This is a genomic window from Rhizobium sp. UFLA01-1127 (assembly GCF_059803845.1).
Map to the genome: position 1 here is coordinate 1 of NZ_JAUQTZ010000018.1, position 24,718 is coordinate 24,718.

A 24,718-nucleotide genomic window follows, 5' to 3' on the forward strand; every position below is an offset into this window, starting at 1 on the left:
GTCTAACTTATTGCTTCTACGTTACCTCCGTGTGCATTCTGTCCAACGTTCCGGCAATACTCAACACGGTCATGGTTTACATCACTTGCAAGTTTTCGCTGTGTCACATCGAATTTCCTCGCTGCTTACAAGCTTGACGTGCGACATTTATCGAATAATATTTGTTCCACTCGATGATTGATCTCGCCTCAACGCCAAGCATGCAATTTTCGGTCAGCGAAAGGAGCTAGGCATGACAAAAGTCTACGCGGCGATCAGCAACAAAGGCGGAGCAGGAAAGACGACGCTGGTAACGCTGCTTGCCGGCGAATATGCGCTGCGAGGGGAGCGGGTGCTTTTGATCGATGCGGATGGAAGGCTTAATCTGTCTGGCTGGTGGAGGCTCTGCCACAGCAAGGCAAACGTACCGGAGAACATCGACGTGACGATTGCCGCGTCGCGCCGAGCGCTTGAGATGGAGATAGCGCGCCTTCAAAAAAATTCGTTCGACCTCGTCATCATCGATGCTCCGGGCGTCGATAGCACCATACAAGAAGCGATCATCGGTTCCTCGCAACTGGTGATCTCGCCGGTACAGCCCGGGATCAAGGAAATCGAAGCGGCAGGACAGGCGGCGGCAAGTGTCGCCGAGATCAACGACCGGTATGGATCGCAAATCCTGCATTTGAACGTTCGTACGCGTATTACGGTCCCAGGCCGCAATCTCGAAGCCTATCGCTACGTTCGTCCGTTTGTCGTTGGCCTCCAGCAGGCCGGCTATCAAACGGCGCTGTTAAGTACTGAACTCTTCGAGCGCAACATCTATAGGGCGATCCAGAACGGACTTGGAACCCTGCAGATGCAGGAATTGAGCGATCCGGTGAGAAGGGCACGCCGGGAAGTTCTGAACCTGGTGGAGGAGATCGAGGCAACACGGCGGGCGAAAATCACCGGAGATGCTGCATGAGCAAAACCAATATCGATCTTGGAGACTTCACGATTGCGAGCAGGATCAGTACGACAAGAGGCAATCCGGATAAGTTGGATGACATCTCGGCCGAAGCCGAAGCTGACGATCGGCAGTCGATAGCACAGCTTGCTGAGGGCGCCTCGAATGAGAGCACGATGCTGCAAAAGCGCTCTTTGGCGGAACGGGAGGAGCATGCCAGGCAAAATGCCGTTGCCCGGGAAGAGGCCCGTCATAGCCTCAGGAGCTTAAAGCGGGCAAAGCAAAGGGAGGTGAAGTTCTTCGTCAACGTCGCGCTCGACCGGGCGACGAAAACGCGCCTGAAGCGCGCTGCCGATGAAAATGATCTCAAGATGGCCGTGGTCATGAAGGCTGCCATTGATTTCTATCTTCGGGACAACGGGTATTGAGATCTTTTGGTGAAGGCCTGCAATGCAGTCCCCTGCCGTCGACAGAGAGATCGGTTGAGCCACCTCGGGAGGGCGGCTTTGCGCTGATGCGTCCGTCGAGTTCGACAGGAGCTAGCTCGCGCTCGCCCATAGCCAGTTCGAGCTCGGCCTCGAACTGGCGGCGTTCTTCCGGCGTAGCTGCAGCCCGCGCTTCGGCGCGGAGCTCATCGATGTGCAGTTCGTTGGTCATCCTCGTCTCCTTGACTGGTGTGAAGGGTGAAGGCGGCACGCAGGGCGGGGAAAGTCAGGTCAAGGCTCGTGAACACGACCGGCGGAGCCGGCGTGTGGAGGCGCCGATTTTGCCGAAACGCCGTGAAACGGAGAGACGAGAAAGTTGGAGGGGCCGCGCGGCCTTGGACTGGCTTTGCCCGTACGGCATAATGGATTGGTCTGAGCAGACAGGTTTTTCTCGCTTGGGGCACCAAGTTTTAAGCCTCTCGCTTGCGCGAAGGTGGCGAGTGCGATGAGATGGTTCCTGATCAATGGGGTGGCAGCCAATGATGAGGCCGATGATTTCCAGCAGAGACTGACGCTCGCCTATCGCGACAAGGCCCGCCCGCTCTGCCTCTGCAACGACGAAGGGGTTGCGATGTATGTCGCCAAGATCGGCGACCATTTGGCAATCAAGAGGATGCCGCTTACCGGAGCGGACCATAGCGCGGTATGTCCGTCCTACGAGCCTCCTTATGAGCTTTCGGGTCTTGGCCCGCTGATGGGAGGCGCCATTAAGCTCGATCCGGTTGCCGGTACGGCAATCGTGAAACTGGATTTTTCCCTGTCGAAACGCAGCTCTTCTCGTGGCGCCACGGCGGCTTGCGAAGCGGCCGACAGCGTCAAGAACGACGGCAGGAAATTGTCCTTGCGCGGCTTGCTGCATTTCCTCTGGCATGAAAGTGGTTTGACGGAATGGACGGCGCATTGGGTAGGCAAGCGGCATTGGCGGCAGGTCTATCATCATCTTCAGGAAGCGGCTGGGATGATGTCGGTGCGCCAGCAGAGCCTTGCGGAGCGCGTCTTTATCCCCGAGCCGTTCCGAGCCGACGACAAGGTCGTTATCGAGCAACGCAGGATGCAGGCGCTGTCTGCATTGTTTGAAGCGTCGTCCGGCCCCAGAAAGCTGATGGTTTTGGTTGCGGAGATAAAGGAGTTTTCACCGGCAAGGGAAGGCCAGATCGTGGTCATTAAACACATGCCGGGTTTTCTCCTCCATCTTGAGGAGGCTGCATGGCGGCTATTGCAGCACCGCTTCGAGACGGAACTAACGTTATGGCGAAGCAACGAATCCTCCCATCTTATCGCCATTGCAACGATTGCCGGACATCCTTCCGGTGTCGTGACCGTCAATGAAATCGCGCTGATGGTGGTGACGGAACAATGGCTGCCAATCGAAAATGCCTTTGAGCAGCGCTTGCTGGAGCGATTGACGCCGCTTCGCGAGAAGATGATCAAGGGTCTGCGTTTTGACCTTGCGCGCACGCGCCCTCTTGCAAATGTGGTTCTGCCGGACCGTCGGCCGTCGGCCCGCGCCCTTTATATCGTACCGCCGAGCGCCGATGAAAGTTTCGAAACAGACTTGCACGCGATGATCACCGCGCGATCGGATATGTCTGCCTGGATTTGGCGCGCTGGTGAGGAAGAAATGCCGCCGTTGACGGCCTAAGTGGTCAATTCTCGGCGTCGCCTTCGAGCGGTTCGTCATAGACCTGCAACAGCGCGTCGATATCTGTCTTCAATTCATCGAAGTCGATCCGAAGCCTGCGATCGGGGTGGAGACGCGCGCAAGACTTTTTCGATTGCCGGCAGGTCTGCGACAAAGCGTGAGACCTTCGGCTGCTCGATGGCGATGAGGAAGAAGGGACCCAGATCGCCGTGCGGCCATGACATTCCGGCGCCGACGGCAAGCCGTTCCCTGCGCTGTTGCATCTCAACACGCCCCTGCGCCCATGGATTGCGCTGCGAGCGAGGCTGGACGCCGCGATCAGTTGGCAGTTCGTAAATGGCCCTGTTCCTTGTCGACGGCAGGGGCGGTTGCGGCGTTTTGGAAGTCGGCCGCCGGATCATCGGATATCATTCGACGGTTTCAACGGCGCCACGATCCGACTGCTTCATCAAGCATCGATCGTCTTCGAAATTGAGCAGGATGAAACGAGGCTTATAGCGTCGATCTGAAAGCATAGCGGTCTTGCAAAGACAGGCGTTTGGCCCGGCACCGATGCACATCGGCTCGCCGCAGTCAGGAAATGGCAAAAGGCAGCCTTGGACGCGGCAATAGCTGCCCATTATGCTTGTCTTCGATTGGCTGGAGGAAGTGGCCGATCCCTGCTGGGATCGGCCACCTCGATCAGGCCGGGTTATTCCAGAGGATGACCCTACGATTGGCTTCGCCGCCCGGAGCCGGCGCGACATTGCCAAAGATGACGCCGATCTCGGGTGCTTCGAGCTTGACGGAGACGTATTCCTCGCCGGTCTGGCGGGCAATGCGGTTCCACGCGGCGCCGATTTCGAAACCGGTCTTGCGATGGATGACGCGGAAGTCCGGGGCGTCTTCGCTTGCCTTTTTGGTGTTGGGGATGATGGCGATCGGGGCATTGACCCTGATGGTTGCGAAGACGCCTTCGAAGCTGCCGTCGGACTTTGCGGTGAGAGTTGCGATCGTGGTAGCCATGTGCATTACTCCTTCGTTGCATCGGGACCATTCCCGATGGCGCCCGATGAAGGGGCTGAGCCGCAGGCGTCACCGGAGCTTAAGCGCAGGGGAACCCCTGATAAGGGGTTGACGCTGATGGCGGCCGGTCCCTTAGAAAGGCGACGCAAAAACGGGAATGGTCTCTGATTGCAACGTTCAAGACAGTGATGCGCCCGGCGATCCGGTCGCGGCCTTTGCCGCAGATGCTGAGCGCATCTTTTATACCGCCGCCGTCTGGAGGAGGCTAGCTTCGTCCATCCGCCTTCAACACCGGCGCGCCGATCACATCCGACGTCATCTCACCGTCATCAGCTAAACGTTCCGGTTCGATCGCCAGGCATTGGAGGTGCCCGCTCCATGAAAGATGCGCAATGTCACCGAAGCAAGAGGGCAGGCACAGGTATAAGCTGGCACACCATCGGCATCCGAGCGATGATCGCCCACCCTAGGCGCACGCGGCGACACTGGCAGCCTGATGGATGGTCTATGCAATCTCGTCCTCGCTGCGTCCTCCCTTGATGGCGACGCTCCCGCCGAAGACGAAGTGAGGAACTGCACTGACCTGACCCCGGCCCTTGTCGATTGGGCCGCCTCGTGCTCGACACGTCTGTGTTACTCGGCCCGGTTGATCTCCAACTCGCCAAACATACGCTCGATGCGGTTGCGGCCTCGACCTTCCGTCCGGCAAGGTCGACACGGATCGCGTCGGCATCGAGGTTTATTGCGACCGCAAGCCAGACAGCAGCATTCGGCTTTCTGACGTGATGGACCCGCATCTGCAACATGGAGAGCAGAAGCATGGACGCCGACAAGGCGATCGCATTGGTTTCTGCCGCTTCGAGATGATCCGAAAAACCAGCATTGACCACGAAGCTTAGTCTGATGACGCGTGAACGCTTAATAGGTCCGTCGCCGAAATCGTCATTCACTTCACATCCCTGGCCGCCTTAGCAATGAAATCCGCGACAAAATAAGGATGCGTGATCATCGACATATGGCTCGACTTGATGGTCGCAGTCCTGGCACCGATGTGTTTAGCAATCCATTCCTGCACATGGGTCGGCAGAGCATTATCTCCCTGCGTCACCAGATACCAGGTGGGCTTGTCTAGCCACGCGGCGTGGGTGATTTTGTCGCCGAATGCTTTCGCCGCCATCGGCTGTTGGGTCGCAGTAAGTACGGCGACGCGTTTGGAAGACACATCCCCTGCCATGACGTGAGCAAATGCGGTTGGGTCATCGAGCCAAACGAGACCATTCGCGTCCGGCAGGAGACCTTCCATGGGCGCATCGCGCTTCTTTAGTAATTCGGCGACGGATTCATTGCTATCTGGGGCCAGAGCCGAAAGATAAACAATACCCTTCACATTGGCAGCGTTTCCGGCTTCGCTCACAACCGCGCCTGCCCAAGAATGACCCACCAGCAGAACATCGCCTTTCTGCCTTGCGAGAACCCGGCGCGTTGCCTCTACGTCGTCTGCCAGCGATGTCAAAGGATTCTGAACGGCCGTAACGTGGTAGCCTCTGGCCTGCAGCAGTCGGATGACATCGGACCAGATCCCCCCATCGGTGAATGCTCCATGCACGAGGACGATGCTCTTCGCTCCCGGCGCCCTATCGGCCGCCCATGCCGAAGTAGCAAGCAGCGTCGTGGCCGCGGTGAACGATAACGCCAAAAGCCGCGCGAGAACTGCAGTTGGTCGCGACAGGAAGAAATTGAACACGGAAAATACTCCATTGCGATATCAATATTGCGGAGGCGTGCGCCTTTGAAAGACGGAAAGGTGGGGTGGCTACGTCATCTGCCGGCGAGCGTCATTCGCCCGGATCACGGCTTCGCGCGGCTTGTAATGATGCCAATTCCAGGTGAGAGAAAGTTCCAAAACCCCAGCCTGCCTTCTGACGACCTTTTTGCGAGTTTGGGCCATCATCAAAGCAGTCACTTTCATCTCCTGAATGAAGGCTCTATGTCCGTCTTGCCGCACGAATATTGTATTTCGATTGTTTTGTCCATATGTGTACAAAACTAAAAAGTGGGATCGAAAATTGGCACGACCAAGTAAATTTGACCGCAATGAAGCTTTGGATGTCGCCACGGAAGTCATCCGGCGAGGTGGCTACGAGCAAGCGTCCGTGAAGTCTTTATCCGAGCGACTGGGCATTCCGCGATCAAGCTTCTACAATGCCTTCGGTTCGCGCGATGAGCTGTTTGCCGAAATCATCTCCCGGTATGCCGCCACTGCGCCGGACGCACCACTATATGCCGAAGTGGAGGGACCTATCCTGCCTCTCCTTCATAGTGTCCTGCGAAACCTTTGCCGGGTTCGTGCTGCTGATCCGGAGGGGAAAGGCTGCATCATCGTGAATTCGATTGCCGAGCTCTGCCCATCGGACCAGGGTCCGGCGCCAATGCTGACCAGTTTGGCTAAGAGTTCAACGAAGCGCATAGCAGAGCTATTGGCCATCGCGCGTGAGCAAGGCGAAATTGACAGTCGCGCAGATGTTCAAGCTCTGGCGCTTGCTCTGCAAAATCTCATGGTCGGGCTGAATGTCCTCTCTAAAGTTGTGCGGGACGAAAGCGACCTGTGGCTGCTGACAGAGACCACATTGCGGGGTTTAGGCTTGATTAGGACGTGAACGGTTTCGCACATAACTGTGCAAGTCAGCGGTCCGTGAAGATTACCGGAAGAACCATGCGAAGCCTGCGCCCGTTCTCGACAAAGAACTCTGGTAGTGGCGGATCGATTTCTCGGTACAATTCAATAATGGATAGTACGAGCAGTACTGCAAGAACCAGCGGTTAGAGCAATTCGAGGAAAAGTGTGCAGCGGTTTTCCGTCCGGAATTGCGCGAAAACAAGGAGATAGAGCGGTTCAGAGATTCCGTGAAAAACTGAACCGCTCTAGGGCTTCAGCCGGTCAACCACCGGTCGCCGGCGCCAGATTATTCTCGCGCAAAGCCCCTTCGCCCTCTTGCCGGATACTTTTCAGGACTTCCAGCGCCGCGTCCCGCAGCTCGGGCGCGAAAAGGCGCAGAAACCGCGCCTCGTGCGCGTCGATGATGGCATGCACCGTCTTTACCCTCTCCATACCGGTTCTCGTGAGGCGAAGAGCCTGCGACCGGCCACCGAGGGGGACCCGGTCGACAAGCCCGGCTTTGGTCAGCCCCGTCATCAAGGGAGCCATGTTGGCGCGCTGGATGCCGAGGCTACGTCCGAGATCGCTCTGGGTGCAGCCGGGATTGGCATCGATCAGCGTCAGAATGGAAGCTTCGACCGGCCTGAGCTCGATTGCCTGAAGCCTTGAGCCGAGATCGGCCATCATCACATTGGACGCCCTCCTCAACTGATAGCCAAGCAGGGTCTCGAGCGGGTCGCTCAACTTCGATGTACGGGCGTCGATATCCATAATGCAGCTATAATGCTATTGCACATAACAATCAAATGATGCTATGAGACATAACATTACCGGCAAGGAGGTCACATGCCGGTATTGGAGGAGCTTCTTTCAGATATCTGCAGATGCGCCGCGATCCGTCGATCAACGATCGCAACAGCTTCGTGCACATTCGCGCCAGCTGGCGTGAGGCGCCTCATTTTGGATTTCACCGCGGCTCGCCCGGCTCTGGCGAGGCTTTACCCAATTCGACACGGGTCGCGATCTTGCGGCCGGTTCACTTTTGATGGGCAGGACCAAACGGCAAGAAGGACAGCATCATGACAACAGAACATCCCGAAAAAGATACCGTCGCCTTCGTCGTTGAAGCCGGCATCGCCTGGGTCAGCTTCAACCGGCCGGAGAAACGCAATGCCATGAGCCCCACACTCAATCGGCGCATGATGGAGGTTCTGGACGAACTTGAATTTCGGACCGATGTCGGCGTATTGGTTCTGTCCGGTGAGGGTACGGCCTGGTCAGCAGGTATGGATCTCAAGGAATATTTCCGCGAGACCGAGGCTCGCGGTCTACAGGGTACGCGAAAGGCGCAGCGTGAGAGCTATGGCTGGTGGCGCCGGTTGCGCTGGTATCAGAAACCGACCATCGCCATGGTGAACGGCTGGTGCTTCGGCGGGGGTTACGGGCCCCTTTTCGCGTGCGACCTCGCCTTTGCTGCCGATGAAGCCAAATTCGGGTTGAGCGAAATCAACTGGGGCATCCTGCCCGGCGGTGGCGCCGCCAAGGTTGCGACCGAACTCACATGCTTCCGCAACGCCATGTACCACGCGCTGACCGGCGAGAACATCGGCGGCAGGACGGCGGCCGAATGGGGCTTCGTCAACGAATCCCTGCCGCTTGCGCAGTTGAAGGCGCGCGTGAGCGATGTCGCCAACATCCTGCTGCAGAAGAACCCGGTCGCGCTCAAAGCCACCAAGGATGCCATACGCCGCGTGCGCGAGATGACCTACGACAATGCCGAGGATTACCTCGTCCGCGCCCAGGAAGCAGCCAACAGTTATGATAACGAGGGACGCAAGGAAGGTATCAAGCAGTTCATCGACGACAAGACCTACAAGCCTGGGCTTGGTGCCTATGACAAATCCAAGCATCAGGCCTGAGGAGCGCCTACCATGACGGTCGAGACCACTCATGCACGCCCATCGGCTCTTCCCAGCGGTTCGTTGGAACGGCTGCTGCGTCCGAGATCGGTGGCGATCGTCGGCGCCTCCGACAAGCCCGGCGCGCTTGGCGCTTCGGTATTGTCCAATCTCGACCGCAGCGGCTATGCCGGTGCCATTCATCTGATCAACCCCAAACGGACCGAGATCGGGAACCGGCCCTGCCTCGCCTCGATAGATGACCTGCCGGAAGGGGTGGACGCGGCCGTTCTTGCCGTGCCGCGCGCTGCCGTCCTTCCCTCTATCGAGGCGCTTGCCCGCCGACGTGTCGGTGCGGCGGTGATCTTTTCGGCGGGCTTTGCCGAGGGCGGTGAGGAAGGATTGGCCGATCAAGGTGAGATCACCCGCATAGCGAGCGAGGTGGGAATGGTGATCGAGGGGCCGAACTGCCTCGGCATGGTCAACCATGTTGACCGCATCCCCCTCACCTTCATCGAAACCGCATCAGAGGCACTAGGCGCCAGGGCGGGCATTGCGATCGTGTCGCAGAGCGGTGCCATGGCTGCCGTCCTCGGCGTGACCTTCGCCAGCCGCGATCTCGGCCTCTCCTATTCCATTTCGACCGGCAACGAAGCCGCAAGTGGCGTCGAAGACTACGTGAAATTTCTGGTGGAGGACACCTCCACCAGGGTCATCGCGATGATCGTCGAACAGTTTCGCAAGCCCGCCCGTTTCCTTGCCGCGGCGCACAAAGCACATGCGAAAGGAAAGCGTATCGTCCTTCTTCATCCTGGACGAAGCAGTGCGGCGCGTGAATCCGCCGCAACTCACACCGGCGCCATGGCCGGTGACTATGAGGTCATGCGCACCAAGGTCGAACGTGCCGGCGTTATCCTGGTCGAGACGCTTGAGGAACTTGGTGACGTCGCCGAGATCGCCCTGCGATGCCCGGTGCTTTCCGCCGGAGGCCCGGCAGTGCTTGGCGAATCCGGCGCGTTCAAGGCGCTGACGCTCGATCTGTGTGAGGAGCTTGGGCTGGATCTTCCTCCCATTAACGATCAGACCGCGCCAGCGCTGCGCGCCGTCCTGCCGCCCTTCGTCGGCGTCAGCAATCCGCTGGATCTAACCGCGCAGGGCCTCGTCGAGCCAGACCTTTACCACCGAACACTCACCGCCCTCTTCGACGATACCCGTTTCGCCAGCATTGTCGCCTGCATCATCCAGACCGACCCCGTCACCTCAGCCATCAAGCTGCCGCCGATCCTGAAAGCGGTGCAAGAGCGCAAGCCGGTAAAACCGCTGATCTTTGCAGGACTCGACGAGGGTGCCCCCATCCCGGCCGATTATATCGCGCAGTTGCGGGCGCTCGGCATCGTCTATTTCCCGTCGACCGAACGAGCCTTCCGAGCGCTGAAACGCATTGACGCATTCGCGGCTCGCGACATTGCCACCCGCACCGCAGCTCCGGTCGCGATTACCGGCCTCCCCTCACACGGAGGTGTCATTCCCGAATATAAAGCCAAGCAAATCCTGGCGCCACTTGGAATTCCCTTTCCTGAAGGTCGCCTGGCGACAACCCTTGAGCAAGCCCTGACGGCCGCTGCCGCGATCGGGTATCCGGTGGTGCTGAAGGCGCAATCGCCCGATCTCAGCCACAAGAGCGATGCAGGTGGCGTCGTTGTCGGAATGGTGGACGCAACCAGCCTCAAGGAGGGCTGGGCCAAGCTGCATGCCGATGTCGCGCGCCATCGCCCGGACCTCACCCTGGACGGCGTGCTGATCGAAGCCATGGGCAAACGCGGCATCGAGCTGATCATCGGCGCCCGCAACGATCCGGATTGGGGACCTGTGATCCTCGCAGGCTTCGGCGGCATTACGGCGGAGATTCTCGGGGACGTCCGCATTCTGACGCCCGACCTGCCCGCTGACGCTATCATCCGCGAGCTACATCGGCTGAAGAACGCGCCTTTGCTGCGGGGTTTCCGCGGCTCGCCGCCGCTCGACGTGAATGCCGCCGCCCGCATCGTCGCCACACTCGGCCAACTGCTGCTGGCCGAACCGGCGATCAGGGAAATAGACCTCAATCCCGTCGTGATCTATCCCGACGGCGAAGGTGCGGTGGCGCTGGATGCCTTGATGCTGACGGCATCCGAGCCGACCCGTGTTTGAGCTGCAAGGCTTGCCTTTTCGAAATCTGATCACGGCCAGTCCGAATAGCCCGACGAAAGCATGTCGCTGCGCGCGACTTCCGCCTTCCTGGCAAAATCGCGGTAGCTTGCGGGTGAAAATCCGGTCTTTCTCTTGAAGAAATGACTGAAATAGGTGGGATCGCGAAATCCAAGACTGTCCGAAATCTCCTGGACGGTCCTGGCGGAGCGTTCCAGCCTCAGTTTCGCCTCCTGGACGACGCGTTCATGCAGGAGCTGTACGGGAGAGCGCGAAAGCGCGCTGCTGCAGATGGAATGCAGGCGGTCGGTGGTGACGCCGAGTTCCCGCGCATAATCGCTGATCGGCCGGTGCTGCCGGAACCAGATCTCTACCAATTGCCGATACCGCTGCAGGGTCGAGGCGCCGCCGCCACGGCCGCGCTGCTCGGCCGCCTCACTGCCGCCGGTGCGCCACAGCGTCATGAGGATCAACCGCAAATAGGCGGAGATGACCATCCAAGAGGCACGCGAGGGGTCGCCAAGCTCCCGCACGAAGCCCGTCACCAGCGGCAGCGTCTCTTCGACGGCATGCGGCGTCGGTTCGTCCGTCAGCAAGGGCCGCTCGCTGAAAGTCCGCAGCGCATAGGATTCCGCTTGGTCGCCGATCGCGTCCACCATGATCTGCGGCGACGCGCCGATCAGGAAGCCTGCGGCACCCGCAGCCATACGCAGCTCGCACCGTGCTTGCGGTGGCAGATAGGCGAGCGCCGGCCCTTGCAGCGATCGTTGCTCCTCCGGCTCGAACGACAGGGCAGCCGTTCCGGCCTGCAGCAGAAACAGATGGTGGAAATCGGCATAGATGCCTTTTTGAAAACGGATCGTCCGGTGCGACAGCGATGGCTCCCGCCACTCGCCGCGTGCATGGTGATGGATGCCGCCATCGGAAACCATGAAGCTCTCCTCCTGCCGGCACCGCGATACCGCCGCCGGAAATGCCAGATAATTACAATATTAACCCAGAAAAACACATTCCTTCCCGATTGCAATGGCGTAGTCTCATCTCATGAGCCTCTGGGAGGAGGACTCCAAACAACAGATGCCGAATTCGAGGCCCATTCTGGCCGCGCGTGTCTGTGCGCGCCTTCTCCCGTTGATGCGTTTGAGGGAAAGACCCGCGGAGGAGCGGACGATCGCGATGTTTATGGCAAAGCTTCTGATCAATGACGAGACGGTGGATGCGTCAGATGCATCCACCTTCGAATGTCTTGATCCGGCGACGGGCGATGTCGCGACCATTGCGCCCGCCGCCTCGACATCGGACGCAGCGCGGGCGGCCAATGCCGCGGCCGCTGCCTTTCCCGCATGGTCGGACCTAGGACCGGGTAAACGCCGGGCCATGCTCAATCGGGCGGCAGATGTTCTCCTTGCGCGAACGGCGGATTTCGTGGCAGCGATGATCGCAGAGACCGGGGCAACCGCCCTTTGGGCGAGGATCAATTGCGATCTTGCCGCCGACATATTGCGCGAGGCGGCCTCGATGACCACGCAGATCGCAGGTGAGATCATCCCCTCGGGCATTCCCGGCAACGTCTCCATGGCGGTGCGCCAGCCCGCCGGCGTCTGCGTCGGCATCGCGCCCTGGAACGCACCGATCATCCTTGGTGTGCGCGCGATCGCCATGCCGCTTGCCTGCGGCAACACGGTCGTGCTCAAGGCTTCCGAACTCTGCCCGAAGACCCATTGCCTGATCGGCGAGGTCATGCGCGAGGCGGGCTTTCCGCCGGGTGTCGTCAATGTCGTCACCAATGCTCCCAAGGATGCCGCCACCGTCGTCGAGGCCCTGATCGCCCATCCGGCGGTGCGGCGGATCAACTTCACCGGCTCGACGCGCGTCGGGCGGATCATTGCCGAAACGTCGGCGAGATATCTGAAGCGCTGCCTGCTCGAACTCGGCGGAAAGGCCCCCTTCATCGTGCTTGCCGACGCCGACATCGACGAAGCGGTCCGCGCCGCCGCCTTCGGCGCCTTCATGAACCAGGGCCAGATCTGCATGTCGACGGAACGCATCATCCTGCTCGAGGAGATCGCTGATGAATTCGTCGAGAAATTCAAAGCGAAGGCCGCAACGCTCGTGGCCGGAGATCCAAGTCAAGGAAACACGCCGCTTGGAACCATGATCAACGCCGAAGCAGTGCGGCGGATCAGGGCGCTCGTTGACGATGCCCTGCAAAAGGGAGCGGTCGTCGTCTGCGGTGGACATGCGAACGGCATGCTGATGGATGCGACCGTTGTCGATCACGTGACGCCGGCCATGCGCCTCTACCGCGAGGAAAGCTTTGGACCGCTGGCGGCGATCATCCGCGTCGACAGTGTCGAGGAGGCCATCACTATCGCCAACGACAACGAATACGGACTGTCCTCGGCAGTGTTCAGTCGCGACATCAACCAGGCGCTGGCCGTTGCCAAACGTATCGAGACGGGCATCTGCCACATCAACGAGGCGACGGTTTCCGACGAACCGCAAATGCCTTTCGGCGGGGTGAAGTCAAGCGGTTATGGCCGGTTCGGCGGCGGGGCCGCGATCGACGAGTTCACCGAGCTACGCTGGATCACGCTGGCGTCCGGCACGCGTCACTATCCGATCTGAGCCGCATTAAGGCGCTCAACGGGCAAGACTGAAGAAGAAGCATCGGGGCGAGAGGGCCTCGAAAATGGGGAGGAACGATTGCATGACCAACAATCTCATCGGAACGGGTATCAACGCCGCATCGCTGACCCGACGTTCGTTCATGGCGGCAACGGCTGCAGGGAGTGCAGCACTGGCTTTCGGCGGGCGGGCGGCATTCGCGGCCGACGATACGCTCAAGATCGGCTTTATCAGCCCGCGCACAGGCCCGCTCGGCGGCTTCGGCGAGACGGACGGCTATGTGCTGGAATTGGCGCGCAAGGCGCTGGCCAATGGATTACAGGCCGGCGGCAAGACCTGGAAGGTTGAAATTCTCGACCGCGACACGCAGTCCGATCCGTCGCGCGCCGGCCAGTTGGCAAAGGACCTGATCAACAACCAGGCGGTCGATCTGATGCTGGCGGTCTCGACGCCTGAAACCATCAATCCAGTCGCAGATGCCTGCGAGGCGGCGGGCGTGCCGTGCCTGTCGACGGTCATGCCATGGGAGGCCTGGTATTTCGGGCGCGGCGCCAAGCCCGGCGCGGCGTCGCCGTTCAAATGGACCTATCACTTCGGCTTCGGCGTCGGTGAGTTCCTAAAAACCTATATCTCGCAATGGAACCTGATCGAGACCAACAAGAAGGTCGGCGTCATGTATCCGAACGATGCCGATGGCAACGCGATCCGCGCCAATCTGGCGCCGGCGCTCGCCAAAGCCGGCTTTACCATCGTCGATCCCGGCGCCTATGAGACGGGAACTACGGATTTTTCGTCCCAGATCGCGCTCTTCCGTCAGGAAGGCGTCGAGATCTTCAACAGCTTCCCGATCCCGCCGGATTTTGCCGCCTTCTGGCGTCAGGCGGCGCAGCAGGGCCTCATCCAGCAGATCAAGATCTGCCAGGTCGCCAAGACAGGGCTGTTTCCGTCCGATATCGAGGCGCTCGGCGACCTCGGTGTCAACATCGCCAGTGCCGCCTATTGGCATAAAGCCTTCCCCTACAAGTCGTCGCTGACCGGCGTTTCCGGTCCTGAGCTTGCCGACGGCTACGAGGTGGCGAGCGGCAAGCAATGGACGCAGCAGCTCGGCGCGAGCCTGGCGCTTATCGATGCGGGGTTCGATGCGCTCAAAGCCGCCTCGGATGCGAAGAGCAAGCAGGCCGTTGCCAAGGCGCTGAGCACGCTGAAGACGACGACGATCGCCGGCAAGGTGGATTTTACCAGCGGTCCTGTCGCCAATGTCTCTCCCGGACCGATCATCGGCACGCAATGGGTCAAGGCGAAGGCCGGCTCGAAATTCGCGCTCGACTATGTCGTGACCGAACACGCCACCGATCCGAATGTGCCCGTTGCCGCCAAACTCATCGCCTACAATGGGTAAGGCTATCGTGCAGGGACAAGAAGGACATCGGCCGGGCGGCGAGTTTCTCGCGGCCAAGGGGATCCACAAGCGCTTTGGGGCGCTTGTGGTCCTCGAAAATCTCGACTTTTCCATGGGAGACGGCGATGCCGTCGGCATCGTCGGCCCGAACGGAGCCGGCAAGACGACCTTGCTGAGCGCACTGGCCGGCGCCTTTGCTTTGAATACTGGAACGATCACCTTTGATGGCCGGAATGTGACGGCTTTGACGGCGGCCGATCGCTGCAGGGCGGGTCTGGTCAGGACGCACCAGATTCCAAAACCGTTCAGCGGCATGACGACATTCGAGAATGTCTTCGTCGCAGCCGCGCACGGTAAGGTATCGAGCCGTGACGAGGCCTATGAGCGCGTTGTCGATTCTCTGCGGCTATGCGGCATGCTCGGCGTCGCCAATCGCCGCGCCGACACGCTCGGCCTGCTCGATCGCAAGCGGCTTGAGCTGGCTCGCGCGCTTGCGACCGGTCCGCGCCTGCTGCTGCTCGACGAGATCGGTGGCGGGTTGACGGATGGCGAGGCACAAGAACTCGTCGGCACCATTCTCGAACTGCGGCGGCGCGGCATCGGCATCGTCTGGATCGAGCATATCGTTCACATCCTCTTGCAGGTCGTCGAACGGCTGATCTGCATGGATGCCGGCAAGATCATCGCCGATGGCGATCCGAAGGCCGTCATGAGCGATGCCGAAGTGGTGCGCGCCTATCTTGGAGGAACGCCCGCATGAGCATTCTTTCCGTTCGCAATCTCGATGTCAGGCACGGCCTTTTGCAGGCGGTGCGCGGCATCAGTTTCGATCTCGCCAAGGGAGAGGTGCTGGCACTTGTCGGCGCCAATGGAGCAGGCAAGACGACGCTGCTGCGGTCCATCGCCGGTGCGCATCTACCCAATGCCGGCCAGATCTTGCTCGACGGTGAAGACGTCACGGCGGTTCCCGCGCACAAGCGTATCGCCAGGGGCATTGCACTCGTTCCGGAGGGGAGACGACTATTCTCGCAGATGACGGTCGTGGAAAATCTGCTGCTCGGCACCAGCGCCGGCCGCAAGGGTGAGTGGACGGTCGAGCGCGTCTTTGATGCCTTTCCAAACCTGAAGCCGCGACAGCACGCCAAGACGGGCCATCTGTCGGGTGGTGAGCAGCAGGCAACGGCGATCGGTCGGGCGCTGATGAGCAATCCCGACATTCTCCTGCTCGACGAGGTCTCTCTCGGCCTGTCGCCGCTCGTTGTCGATCGCGTCTATCAGCAACTGCAAGGGCTCTTGTCTTCTGGCACGACCATCGTGCTCGTCGAACAAGATTTGGCGCGCGCCATGGGCGTCGCAACGCGTGTCATTTGCATGCTGGAGGGCAGTATCGTGCTCGACAGGCCGGTAAGTGGCGTGACGCGTGAGGAGGTGACACGGGCCTATTTCGGTCTGGATCGGGCGACAGCTAAGAGGAGCGTCTCGTGACCAACACCCTCCTTCAAGGCATTCTGCTCGGCGGTTACTATGCCGTCATCGCCTGCGGCCTGTCCTTCATGTTCTCCGTCATGCGCATCATCAATCTCGCGCATGGCAGCCTTGCCGTTGCTGCTGCCTATGGCCTCTGGCTGCTGGCGGCCAAACTCGGCATTCCGCCCTTCATCGGCCTGCTGGTCGTGTTGCCTTTCATGGCAATCATCGGCTGGATTTTGCAGCGCTTCATCCTCGAGCGCAGCGCGCGCGGCGGTACGCTTTTGCCGATCCTGACGACCTTCGGTCTGTCGATCGTCATCGACAATCTGCTGTTCGAACAATTCGGGGCGGATACGCGCTCGCTGGCGCCCTTCATCGGCAATCTCTCCTATGCGTCCTGGCAACTGCCCGGTCACGTCTTCGTCGGCAAGCTTGCCGTGCTGATGATGGTGACGGCAATCGCCGTCATCGGCGGGCTGCAGTTGTTCTTGAGCCGCTTTGCACTCGGCCGTTCGATCCGCGCCGCGGCGGAGGATCCGGATACAGCCGGTCTCGTCGGCATCGATGCGCGCCGCGTCAACGCTGTCGCGACTGCGATCACCATGGTCACGGTCGGCATTGCCGGTGCGTTTCTGGCCATGCGGGCGACCTTTAATCCTTATTCGGGCGGGCCGCAGCTATTGTTTGCCTTCGAGGCGGCCGTCATCGGCGGTGCCGGTTCGCTCTGGGGAACCTTGCTCGGCGGCATCGTGCTTGGGCTGGCGCAGTCGATTGGTGCCCAGATCCATCCACAGGGCTTTCTGATCGGCGGCCATATTGCCTTCCTCATCGTTCTTTTCGTGCGGCTGCACCAGTTCGGCTTCCTGAGCTTCGGTAAAATCCGCACGCGTCTTCGGAGCCCGTCATGAGTACGATCGCGCCTGGAATTTCCGTCGAGCGCTGGACCGCGTCCTCGCGAATGACACTTGCTGCGATGATGGTGGCGGTCGGCCTTCTCGCCGCAATGCCTACCATCGCCAGCGCCGGCGTCACCGATCGCATGACCGCCCTCTTCATCTACGTGATCCTGGCGGCCATGTGGAATGCGCTCGCAGGCTTCGGCGGCCTCGTCTCCGTCGGCCAGCAGGTCTTCTTCGGCCTTGGCGCCTATTTCACCATTCGTCTGGCAGATGCAGGGCTCGATCCCTTCGTTTCGCTCATCGCCGCAGCAGTCGTCACCGGTGCCATATCGCTACCACTCTCGTGGCTGATGCTGCGGCTGAAGGGAGGCGAGTTTGCCATCGGCATGTGGGTACTAGCCGAGCTTGCGCATTTGCTCGTCAATCTCGATCGCCTCATTCAGGGCGAAACCGGGACCTCGCTGATTTCCTTGAACGCCTATGACAGCTCCACGCGGCGCGTGGCGATCTATTGGCTGGCGCTGGCGGCCATGGTCGCTCTTCTCGGGGCGCTCTTCGCTCTGATGCGGAGCAGAGCTGGCGCCGCCATGCAGGCAATCCGCGACAATGAGGATGCGGCAACCTCCGTCGGCGTCCGTGTCGCGGCGACAAAACGCCTGCTCTTTGTTCTTGCCGCCTTCGGCATCGGTGTTGCCGGCGGCCTGTGGCTGGCAACGGCCGTCACCTTCCAGCCCAAGACCTATTTCAGCGTGCAGTGGACCGCCTACATGATTTTCATGGTGCTGGTTGGCGGGATCGGCAAGTTCGAGGGCGCGATCCTCGGCGCCATTCTCTTCTTCGTCGTCGAGACCGTCTTCGGCGGAACGGGGGTCTGGTATCTGGTCGGCCTCGGCGCGACAGCGGTGCTCTTTTCCCTCTATCTGCCGCGCGGCCTCTGGGGCGAAATCGAACGCCGCTTTGAACTGCAGCTTCTGCCCGTGGGCTATCGGCTGACGTTTTCTGATCTCCTCAAGGATAGACAATAGCGGTGGGCGTTCGCTCGCATTTCATTGGAAAGGTGAAATCATGCTTTTCGGCAAGACCATCCTCATTACCGGCGTCGCCTCGGGCATCGGCGCGCGTGCCGCGGAACTTGCAGGGCAAATGGGGGCCGACGTCATCGGCGTTGATGTCCGGGAACCGTCGTCGGGCATCAGTTCCTTCATCAAAGGGGATCTTTCGACCGCCGCCGGCGTCGAGGACATCGTCAAGCAACTGCCCAACCGCATCGATGCGCTGGCCAACGTCGCCGGCCTCTCCGGAAGCACCGGCATCGCGGCGACACTGGCCGTCAACTTCTATGGTCTGCGCGCTCTTTCGGAAACTGTCGCACCTCGGCTGCGCGAGGGTGGAGCGATCGTCAACGTCGCCTCGATCGCCGGCTATGGCTGGCGCGCCAATCTGGAACGGGCAAAGACGTTGACCGCCATCGAGGGCTTTCCGGATGTGGCCGCGCTAGTCAGCGAACACGGACTGAAGAACGAGGAAGGCTATCCGCTCTCCAAGGAACTGCTGCTGCTCTGGACGATGCGCGCCGCACACCAGCCTCTCTTCAAGGCGCGCAGCATTCGCGTCAATGCCGTCAGCCCCGGTCCGGTCGAGACGCCGATTTTGAAACAATTCCGTGCCGTACTCGGCGATGCGCGCGTCGATAGCGATATCACGCGGGTCGGCCGGGCCGGCACATCGGCCGATATCGCGCCTGCCATCCTTTTCCTGTGCTCGGACGGCGCGCGCTGGATCAACGGTGCCAATCTGCCTGTTGATGGCGGATTGGAAGCCTCCATCAATGCCGACGTGCTTGGCTTTTGAAATACGATCCTCATCAGGAGACACGAGATGAACATTTCCCTTCTTATCAACGGCGCCGACAGGCCGGCGGCGAGCGGCCGCACCTACGACCGCCGCGATCCTTTCACCGGAGAGCTGGCAAGCACGGCGCCGGCGGCAGGACCTGAGGATGTCGCCGCCGCGATCGAGGCTGCCTCCAGTGCCTTTTCCGCATGGTCGAGCACAGGCCCCGGACAGCGCCGCACGATCCTCGCCAAGGCTGCCGACATCATGGATGCCAAGGTCGGCGAGTTTACCAAGCTGATGATGGAAGAGACGGGGGCGACGGCGCCGTGGGCCGGTTTCAACGTCATGCTCGCGGCCAATATCCTGCGTGAGGCTGCCGCCATGACGACGCAGATCGGCGGCGAGATCATCCCGTCCGACAAGCCCGGTACGCTTGCCATGGGCGTGCGTCAGGCAGCCGGCGTCTGCCTTGCCATCGCTCCGTGGAATGCGCCTGTGATCCTGGCAACACGCGCCGTTGCCATGCCGATCGCCTGCGGCAACACCGTGATCCTCAAGGCTTCCGAACAATGCCCCGGCACACAGCGACTGATCGCGACGGCGCTGACAGAGGCAGGCCTGCCGGCCGGCGTCATCAACGTGATCACCAATGCGCCTGAAGACGCGCCCGGTATCGTCGAGGCGCTGATTGCCCATCCCGCCGTCCGCCGTGTCAATTTCACCGGCTCGACGAAGGTCGGCAAGATCATCGCGGAGCTGAGCGGCAAGCACCTGAAGCCCGCTCTTCTGGAGCTCGGCGGCAAGGCGCCGCTTGTCGTACTTGAGGATGCGGATATCGACGGCGCGGTCAACGCGGCGATCTTCGGTGCCTTCATGCACCAGGGCCAGATCTGCATGTCTACCGAACGCATCGTCGTCCATCAGGCGATCGCGGATGCTTTCGTCGCCAAGCTTGCGGCGCGTGCCGCTGTTCTGCCCGCCGGCGATCCGCGCGGCCATGTTGTCCTCGGCTCGCTGATCAGCCTGGACGCTGCCAAGAAGATGGAGGAGCTGATTGCCGATGCTGAGGCGAAGGGTGCCAAGCTCGTGGCCGGCGGCAAGCGTAACGGCACCGTGGTCGAAGCCACACTGCTCGATTTCGTCACGCCTAACATGCGCGTCTATTCGGAAGAATCCTTCGGTCCGGTGAAGCCGATTATCCGCGTGGCGGATGAGGACGACGCGGTGCGTGTCGCCAACGATACGGAATATGGCCTGTCATCCGCCGTCTTCAGCCGCGACGTGCAGCGGGCGCTTGCCGTGGCTGGCCGCATCCAGTCCGGCATTTGCCACATCAACGGTCCGACCCTGCATGACGAGGCGCAAATGCCCTTCGGCGGCGTCAAGGGCAGCGGCTACGGCCGCTTCGGCGGCAAGGCGGCGATCGCCGAGTTCACCGACCTTCGGTGGATCACGATCGAGGATCCGAACCAGCACTATCCTTTCTGAGGGGCACGGCAACGCCCCCGATCGCTGACATAGATGAGGCGTTGGTCAAGACGGTCTAGGGTCGCAGGAGGCGCAATCAGCGCCTCAAAACCCTGCTTTCCGCATGGACCGCCCATGCGGATCTTGCCCGACGTCTCGATCTGGTTCCATCCACTCAAGGCATCGGTCCCCGCACCACGTTGACCCTGATCATCCGTATGCCCGAACTCAGGCGCCATCTCGCGAACAGGCAGTCGTGAATGACCTATTTCAACGGGAGCACGTCGTCTAATTGTAAGAACGCCCCTGCGGGACAAGCCGCTTCCAGCATCCTTGATACATTACTGGACCTCGTGCACATAGCGATGGCTTCTGGTCGTTGCGCGATGCTTTGCGACGAGAACCGGAAGCGCCGACTGATCATAGGCCACTTCGTCGATCGTCAGCACGGCGCTTGGCATGCCCAGCTGCAATAGTCGGCAATCCTCCTCCGTCGCCATATCGGCGGCAATCTGCTCTCGCACGGCGGAGATGCGAATCCCATAGCGATCGAGAAGGAAGAGATAAAGAAGGGAGGGAATCTCCTCCTTCTTGTCTGGAAATTCCGGCAGCATCCGTGCCGGAAGCGCCATGACTTCATGCATGACCGGATGGCCGCCGACGCTGCGCAGCCGGTGGATTGAGATGACTTCGGACGCATCCTCAAGCCGCAATCCCAACCGCTCCTCTTCGTTCGCCTCACGGCGTTTCAACGAAAGAATGTCGGATGTCGAGTTTTGCAGCGAACCATCGAGCCCATGCAGACGAAAATACTGGAAGAAAAAACGCAGGCTGTGCTGCGGCGTGCGACCGGTGACCACGGTCCCCGTCTTGCGCCTGCGGCTGAGCAGGCCCTCATTGGTCAGGTCCTGCAGGGCGCGCCTGATGGTGCCGACAGCAACCCCAAACATTTGCGACAGCGCGATCTCGCTCGGCAAGACCGTGCCGGCTGGCCATTTGCCCATCATGATCGCTTCCGTGATCTGACGCTTCACAATCTCATAGAGCGGAACGGATAGCTCGGATGCACGCGGCACATCTGCTGAAAATTTGGCCATTTCGCGCAACTTATTTGCCTCTTATTTGGAGTTGACTCGAAGCCTGGGCGGCCGCATCATTACTATATAGTTTATATAAATATGAGTGCAGAACCTCCAAATGTTTCTGCCCGTCTTTTTCGGAAATTCGAGCATGCGCGATCAAGTCTTGTCATCTTTCGAGGCGCCATTTGCAAGCGCCTTGAAGATCATCGAAGAGAACGTCGAAAGCGCCATTGGCGATCTCGCGCGAATGATTGCGATCGACACTTCTTTTCCGCCCGGAGACGGCTATCCGGCATTTGCGGAGCTGATGGCGAGCCTGCTCGAACCTATCGGTTTCGATTGCCGCCAGGTGATCTTGCCGGAGGAATTGTGGCGAGTTGGCAATGGTCCGGCCAGGGGGCCGCGGGTCAACCTCATCGCCGAGCGATCCGGCACTAAACCGGTCTGCGGGCTATACTACCATGTCGATACGGTTCCAGCGGCTCCCGGCTGGCAACAGGATCCGCTCTGTCTGCGGCGCGACGGCGAGCGCCTCTTCGGGCTTGGTGCCGCGGACATGAAAGGCACCATTGCGGCAACGCTGCTTGCGCTGCGTGCTGCCGAGACCTGCGGCGTCGAGCTCGCCTACGATCCGATGCTGCTTCTTTGCACCGATGAAGAAGGCGGCCTCTATCCCGGGATCCGATATCTCGCCGAACAGGGCATGCTTAAGGGACATATCGTCAATTTCAACGGCTCGGCAGCGCCGCGCATCTGGGCCGGCTGCTTTGGCGTCTTCAATCTCCAGGTCACTGTTCGTGGCCAGGCCGTTCACGCAGGCGAAGGCAATCGAACCGGTTCCGGCATCAATGCCATCGACGGCGCCCTTCCTCTTCTCAACGCTCTTTGCGCCTTGAAGCCGCAGGTGGCCGCCTTCGCATCCGCCTTGCCGCCGCCGCCGCATGCAAGCGGCCCGCTGCGGCCGCAGCTTTCCATCGCCGCCGTCAATGGCGGCACGTCCGGTGGCCAGGTTCCCGCCGAGCTGAAAATCCTCGTCAGTCGTCGTTACGCGCCTGAGGAGAATTACGAAACGGCAAGGGCTGAGATCGAAGCGCTTGTACGCGCCGTCATGGCGAAATCGCCGGAGTTGCAGGTCGAAATCGATCTCGTCGGCCACCTGATCCCGACCGCCGACCCGGATGGTCCGCATTGGCCGCGCTGGCAGAAAGCTCTCAGTCTCGGCTTCGGCTATCAGGATTCCGATTTTAGCAAATGGGGCGCCGCAAGCTGCTCGGACTTCGGTTACGTGCAGCAGACAGGCATCATGCAGGAAATCCTGCTCGGCGGCCTTGGACGTCCGGAGAGCTGCATCCATAGCGCTGACGAACATACGACGACCTCGGACATCATCGCGCTGGCGCAAAGCATCCTCGCCTACCTCGCCCGCGACTTTGCAACCGACCTCATTCCAGAACACGCACCGGCAAAATAAGGGAACACTACGATGCTGAAGCTCAATCGACGTCATTTCCTGGCAAGTACCGCCGCCCTCCTCGCAACGCCCGCCATCGGCTTTGCTCAAGGCGCCGTTCCGGCCAAGGGCGGCACATTGCGTATCTCCGTCGATCAGGCCGCAAGCGTGATCCATCCGCTGCTGACGCGCGTCAATCCGGAATACATGGTCACCGAGCTGCTCTACAGCAATCTGACCCGGCTGAAGGTCGATATGTCGGTCGAGCCGGATCTTGCCGAAAGCTGGAGCGCCAACGATGCGCTGACGGAATGGACGTTCAAGCTTCGCAGCGGCGTCAAGTTCCATGACGGCTCGCCGCTGACCGCCAACGATGTCGTCCAAAGCTTCAAGGCGATCCTCGATCCAAAGAACGCTTCGCCGGCACGCAACAATGTCGGCCCGATCGCTGATGTGATCGCGGCCGATCCGCTGACGGCCGTCTTCAAGCTTTCGACCCCTTACGCCGACTTCCCCGTGGCAACAGCCTACACGGTCGCGCGCATCATCCCGGCCTCCATCGCCACCGGCGACTTCAAGACGCTGTCGACGACGGCTGTCGGCACCGGCCCGTTCAAGCTTGTCTCCTACGAACCCGACCGGCTGATCGTCGTCGAACGCAATCCCGATTATTACGATGCGAAGCGTCCCTATCTCGATCGCGTCGAAATCCAGGTTTTCCCAGATACTTCGGCGCAGACCTCGGCTTTGCTTGCCGGCGACATCGACATCATTTCGACCGTACAGCCAACCGAATATCTGCGGATGAAGGACGCCCAAGGCGTCAATCCGCTCCGGGTGCCGTCAGGCCAGTTCTGCAACATCAATTTCGGCTGCGACACCAAGCCCTTCAACGATGTGCGCGTGCGCCGCGCGCTGGCGCTGACCGTCGACCGACAGGCGATGGTCGATTTTGTCACCGAGGGTTTCGGCACGCCGGGCAACGATACCGCCCTTAACTCCTCCTATCGCTTCTATGCCGATCTGCCGCTGCGCCAGGCCAATATCGCCGAGGCCAAGAAGCTTCTTGCCGAGGCAGGTTACCCGAATGGCTTCGAGGCAACGCTTATTGCATCGGACAAGCCGAGCCAGCGCACTCAGCTCGCTGTCGCCTTGCGCGAGATGGCAAAGGAAGCCGGCATCAACATCAACGTCCAGACGATGCCGCACGCGACTTATCTGGAGCAGGTGTGGAAGAAGGGCAGCTTCTATGTCGGTTTCTACAATATGCAGCCGACGGCCGACGCGATCTTCAAGCTGCTCTACACCTCCGATGCCGCCTGGAACGAAACGCGCTGGAACAACGCCGCCTTCGACAAGGTCGTCAACGAGGCACGTGGCATCACCGACGAGGCCAAGCGCAAGGAGCTTTATGCCGAGGCGCAAAAGCTGATGAACGAGGAAGTACCCTCCATCATACCGGTGTTCTTCGACGTTCTCGCCGCCAAGCGGGATTGGGTCGCCGGCTTCGAGGTTCATCCCCGCGCTTCCGTCTTCCGCCTCGACTATGTCTCCCTGACGGACAAGGCGCCGAAACGGAGCTGATGGCGCCGACCGCTGAATAAGCGCCGCGGCACGATACGAAGTTCGCGACGTATCCCGTAGCAAGAAGACCGGCCTATTTCGAGGCCGGTCCCTCCAACGCCA

At 60.5% G+C, this 24,718-nt stretch carries 22 protein-coding genes; 16 read left to right on the top strand and 6 right to left on the bottom strand.

Annotated elements, in window-relative coordinates:
- Positions 1 to 232 precede the first annotated feature (232 nt).
- Positions 233 to 946: a ParA family protein gene (locus tag Q4Q11_RS06640; RefSeq protein ID WP_498568991.1), complete on the top strand. Its 714-nt coding sequence runs from the start codon at positions 233 to 235 to the stop codon at positions 944 to 946.
- Entirely contained in the window at positions 943 to 1,356 is a 414-nt protein-coding gene (locus Q4Q11_RS06645) for a hypothetical protein (RefSeq protein WP_498568992.1), read from the top strand. The genes Q4Q11_RS06640 and Q4Q11_RS06645 overlap by 4 nt, the downstream gene beginning before the upstream one ends.
- Here the strand turns inward: Q4Q11_RS06645 and Q4Q11_RS06650 are convergent.
- Positions 1,310 to 1,585, bottom strand: coding sequence for a hypothetical protein (locus Q4Q11_RS06650; RefSeq protein WP_498568993.1), 276 nt, complete (start codon positions 1,583 to 1,585; stop codon positions 1,310 to 1,312). The genes Q4Q11_RS06645 and Q4Q11_RS06650 overlap by 47 nt on opposite strands.
- A gap of 273 nt (positions 1,586 to 1,858) precedes the next feature.
- On the opposite strand from Q4Q11_RS06650, the gene Q4Q11_RS06655 reads away from it, so the two are divergent.
- Positions 1,859 to 3,055: a DUF1173 domain-containing protein gene (locus tag Q4Q11_RS06655; RefSeq protein WP_498568994.1), complete on the top strand. Its 1,197-nt coding sequence runs from the start codon at positions 1,859 to 1,861 to the stop codon at positions 3,053 to 3,055.
- Between the two features lie 681 nt (positions 3,056 to 3,736).
- On the opposite strand, the gene Q4Q11_RS06660 is transcribed toward Q4Q11_RS06655, so the two are convergent.
- Positions 3,737 to 4,060, bottom strand: coding sequence for a DUF736 domain-containing protein (locus tag Q4Q11_RS06660; RefSeq protein WP_498568995.1), 324 nt, complete (start codon positions 4,058 to 4,060; stop codon positions 3,737 to 3,739).
- A gap of 946 nt (positions 4,061 to 5,006) precedes the next feature.
- Positions 5,007 to 5,804, bottom strand: a complete 798-nt coding sequence (locus Q4Q11_RS06665) for an alpha/beta fold hydrolase (RefSeq protein ID WP_498568996.1) — start codon at positions 5,802 to 5,804, stop codon at positions 5,007 to 5,009.
- A 322-nt stretch (positions 5,805 to 6,126) separates the two neighbouring features.
- Here Q4Q11_RS06665 and Q4Q11_RS06670 point away from each other — a divergent pair, with 322 nt between their 5' ends.
- Positions 6,127 to 6,717 (top strand): TetR/AcrR family transcriptional regulator, encoded by a 591-nt coding sequence (locus tag Q4Q11_RS06670; RefSeq protein WP_498568997.1) that lies wholly within the window; start codon positions 6,127 to 6,129, stop codon positions 6,715 to 6,717.
- A gap of 281 nt (positions 6,718 to 6,998) precedes the next feature.
- On the opposite strand, the gene Q4Q11_RS06675 is transcribed toward Q4Q11_RS06670, so the two are convergent.
- On the bottom strand, positions 6,999 to 7,487 hold the full coding sequence (locus Q4Q11_RS06675) for a MarR family winged helix-turn-helix transcriptional regulator (RefSeq protein WP_498568998.1): 489 nt from the start codon (positions 7,485 to 7,487) through the stop codon (positions 6,999 to 7,001).
- 308 nt (positions 7,488 to 7,795) lie between these two features.
- Here Q4Q11_RS06675 and Q4Q11_RS06680 point away from each other — a divergent pair, with 308 nt between their 5' ends.
- Both Q4Q11_RS06680 and Q4Q11_RS06685 read left to right on the top strand, forming a co-directional pair.
- On the top strand, positions 7,796 to 8,635 hold the full coding sequence (locus Q4Q11_RS06680) for a p-hydroxycinnamoyl CoA hydratase/lyase (RefSeq protein ID WP_112511737.1): 840 nt from the start codon (positions 7,796 to 7,798) through the stop codon (positions 8,633 to 8,635).
- 12 nt (positions 8,636 to 8,647) lie between these two features.
- Positions 8,648 to 10,804 carry an acetate--CoA ligase family protein gene (locus tag Q4Q11_RS06685; protein WP_498568999.1) on the top strand — a complete coding sequence of 719 codons (2,157 nt, stop codon included), beginning with the start codon at positions 8,648 to 8,650 and terminating at the stop codon, positions 10,802 to 10,804.
- Positions 10,805 to 10,833: 29 nt separating this feature from the next.
- Here Q4Q11_RS06685 and Q4Q11_RS06690 read toward each other — a convergent pair whose 3' ends face one another.
- Positions 10,834 to 11,733, bottom strand: a complete 900-nt coding sequence (locus Q4Q11_RS06690; protein ID WP_498569000.1) for a helix-turn-helix transcriptional regulator — start codon at positions 11,731 to 11,733, stop codon at positions 10,834 to 10,836.
- 244 nt (positions 11,734 to 11,977) lie between these two features.
- Between Q4Q11_RS06690 and Q4Q11_RS06695 the strand changes: the two genes are divergently transcribed.
- From Q4Q11_RS06695 to Q4Q11_RS06730, 8 genes are all read left to right on the top strand, one after another.
- A complete protein-coding gene (locus tag Q4Q11_RS06695; RefSeq protein ID WP_498569001.1) occupies positions 11,978 to 13,429 on the top strand; it encodes an aldehyde dehydrogenase in 1,452 nt (483 codons plus the stop codon).
- Between the two features lie 82 nt (positions 13,430 to 13,511).
- The gene (locus tag Q4Q11_RS06700) at positions 13,512 to 14,828 is read left to right on the top strand and encodes an ABC transporter substrate-binding protein (RefSeq protein WP_498569002.1); all 1,317 of its coding nucleotides are present in this window, start codon (positions 13,512 to 13,514) and stop codon (positions 14,826 to 14,828) included.
- Between the two features lie 7 nt (positions 14,829 to 14,835).
- On the top strand, positions 14,836 to 15,588 hold the full coding sequence (locus Q4Q11_RS06705) for an ABC transporter ATP-binding protein (protein WP_498569003.1): 753 nt from the start codon (positions 14,836 to 14,838) through the stop codon (positions 15,586 to 15,588).
- A complete protein-coding gene (locus Q4Q11_RS06710) occupies positions 15,585 to 16,313 on the top strand; it encodes a branched-chain amino acid ABC transporter ATP-binding protein (RefSeq protein WP_112511719.1) in 729 nt (242 codons plus the stop codon). The genes Q4Q11_RS06705 and Q4Q11_RS06710 overlap by 4 nt, the downstream gene beginning before the upstream one ends.
- Positions 16,310 to 17,206: a branched-chain amino acid ABC transporter permease gene (locus tag Q4Q11_RS06715; protein WP_498569004.1), complete on the top strand. Its 897-nt coding sequence runs from the start codon at positions 16,310 to 16,312 to the stop codon at positions 17,204 to 17,206. The genes Q4Q11_RS06710 and Q4Q11_RS06715 overlap by 4 nt, the downstream gene beginning before the upstream one ends.
- Complete coding sequence (locus Q4Q11_RS06720) at positions 17,203 to 18,222, top strand: branched-chain amino acid ABC transporter permease (protein WP_498569005.1); 1,020 nt, start codon at positions 17,203 to 17,205, stop codon at positions 18,220 to 18,222. Before Q4Q11_RS06715 ends, Q4Q11_RS06720 begins: the two co-directional genes overlap by 4 nt.
- Before the next feature lie 40 nt (positions 18,223 to 18,262).
- Positions 18,263 to 19,048: a coniferyl-alcohol dehydrogenase gene (locus Q4Q11_RS06725; protein WP_498569006.1), complete on the top strand. Its 786-nt coding sequence runs from the start codon at positions 18,263 to 18,265 to the stop codon at positions 19,046 to 19,048.
- 27 nt (positions 19,049 to 19,075) lie between these two features.
- Complete coding sequence (locus Q4Q11_RS06730; RefSeq protein WP_498569007.1) at positions 19,076 to 20,521, top strand: aldehyde dehydrogenase; 1,446 nt, start codon at positions 19,076 to 19,078, stop codon at positions 20,519 to 20,521.
- Between the two features lie 320 nt (positions 20,522 to 20,841).
- On the opposite strand, the gene Q4Q11_RS06735 is transcribed toward Q4Q11_RS06730, so the two are convergent.
- Complete coding sequence (locus tag Q4Q11_RS06735) at positions 20,842 to 21,597, bottom strand: GntR family transcriptional regulator (RefSeq protein ID WP_498569008.1); 756 nt, start codon at positions 21,595 to 21,597, stop codon at positions 20,842 to 20,844.
- 133 nt (positions 21,598 to 21,730) lie between these two features.
- On the opposite strand from Q4Q11_RS06735, the gene Q4Q11_RS06740 reads away from it, so the two are divergent.
- Positions 21,731 to 23,053, top strand: coding sequence for a M20 family metallopeptidase (locus Q4Q11_RS06740; RefSeq protein WP_498569009.1), 1,323 nt, complete (start codon positions 21,731 to 21,733; stop codon positions 23,051 to 23,053).
- A 12-nt stretch (positions 23,054 to 23,065) separates the two neighbouring features.
- Positions 23,066 to 24,616, top strand: coding sequence for an ABC transporter substrate-binding protein (locus Q4Q11_RS06745; RefSeq protein ID WP_498569010.1), 1,551 nt, complete (start codon positions 23,066 to 23,068; stop codon positions 24,614 to 24,616).
- Positions 24,617 to 24,718: the final 102 nt, after the last annotated feature.

What these genes read in the sequence shown, in the direction of transcription:
- Q4Q11_RS06640 (WP_498568991.1), top strand. Translation starts at nt 233, where the DNA reads ATGACAAAAGTCTACGCGGCGATCAGCAACAAAGGCGGAGCAGGAAAG.
- Q4Q11_RS06645 (WP_498568992.1), top strand. Translation starts at nt 943, where the DNA reads ATGAGCAAAACCAATATCGATCTTGGAGACTTCACGATTGCGAGCAGG.
- Q4Q11_RS06650 (WP_498568993.1), bottom strand. Translation starts at nt 1,585, where the DNA reads ATGACCAACGAACTGCACATCGATGAGCTCCGCGCCGAAGCGCGGGCT.
- Q4Q11_RS06655 (WP_498568994.1), top strand. Translation starts at nt 1,859, where the DNA reads ATGAGATGGTTCCTGATCAATGGGGTGGCAGCCAATGATGAGGCCGAT.
- Q4Q11_RS06660 (WP_498568995.1), bottom strand. Translation starts at nt 4,060, where the DNA reads ATGGCTACCACGATCGCAACTCTCACCGCAAAGTCCGACGGCAGCTTC.
- Q4Q11_RS06675 (WP_498568998.1), bottom strand. Translation starts at nt 7,487, where the DNA reads ATGGATATCGACGCCCGTACATCGAAGTTGAGCGACCCGCTCGAGACC.
- Q4Q11_RS06680 (WP_112511737.1), top strand. Translation starts at nt 7,796, where the DNA reads ATGACAACAGAACATCCCGAAAAAGATACCGTCGCCTTCGTCGTTGAA.
- Q4Q11_RS06685 (WP_498568999.1), top strand. Translation starts at nt 8,648, where the DNA reads ATGACGGTCGAGACCACTCATGCACGCCCATCGGCTCTTCCCAGCGGT.
- Q4Q11_RS06690 (WP_498569000.1), bottom strand. Translation starts at nt 11,733, where the DNA reads ATGGTTTCCGATGGCGGCATCCATCACCATGCACGCGGCGAGTGGCGG.
- Q4Q11_RS06695 (WP_498569001.1), top strand. Translation starts at nt 11,978, where the DNA reads ATGTTTATGGCAAAGCTTCTGATCAATGACGAGACGGTGGATGCGTCA.
- Q4Q11_RS06700 (WP_498569002.1), top strand. Translation starts at nt 13,512, where the DNA reads ATGACCAACAATCTCATCGGAACGGGTATCAACGCCGCATCGCTGACC.
- Q4Q11_RS06710 (WP_112511719.1), top strand. Translation starts at nt 15,585, where the DNA reads ATGAGCATTCTTTCCGTTCGCAATCTCGATGTCAGGCACGGCCTTTTG.
- Q4Q11_RS06720 (WP_498569005.1), top strand. Translation starts at nt 17,203, where the DNA reads ATGAGTACGATCGCGCCTGGAATTTCCGTCGAGCGCTGGACCGCGTCC.
- Q4Q11_RS06725 (WP_498569006.1), top strand. Translation starts at nt 18,263, where the DNA reads ATGCTTTTCGGCAAGACCATCCTCATTACCGGCGTCGCCTCGGGCATC.
- Q4Q11_RS06730 (WP_498569007.1), top strand. Translation starts at nt 19,076, where the DNA reads ATGAACATTTCCCTTCTTATCAACGGCGCCGACAGGCCGGCGGCGAGC.
- Q4Q11_RS06735 (WP_498569008.1), bottom strand. Translation starts at nt 21,597, where the DNA reads ATGGCCAAATTTTCAGCAGATGTGCCGCGTGCATCCGAGCTATCCGTT.
- Q4Q11_RS06740 (WP_498569009.1), top strand. Translation starts at nt 21,731, where the DNA reads ATGCGCGATCAAGTCTTGTCATCTTTCGAGGCGCCATTTGCAAGCGCC.
- Q4Q11_RS06745 (WP_498569010.1), top strand. Translation starts at nt 23,066, where the DNA reads ATGCTGAAGCTCAATCGACGTCATTTCCTGGCAAGTACCGCCGCCCTC.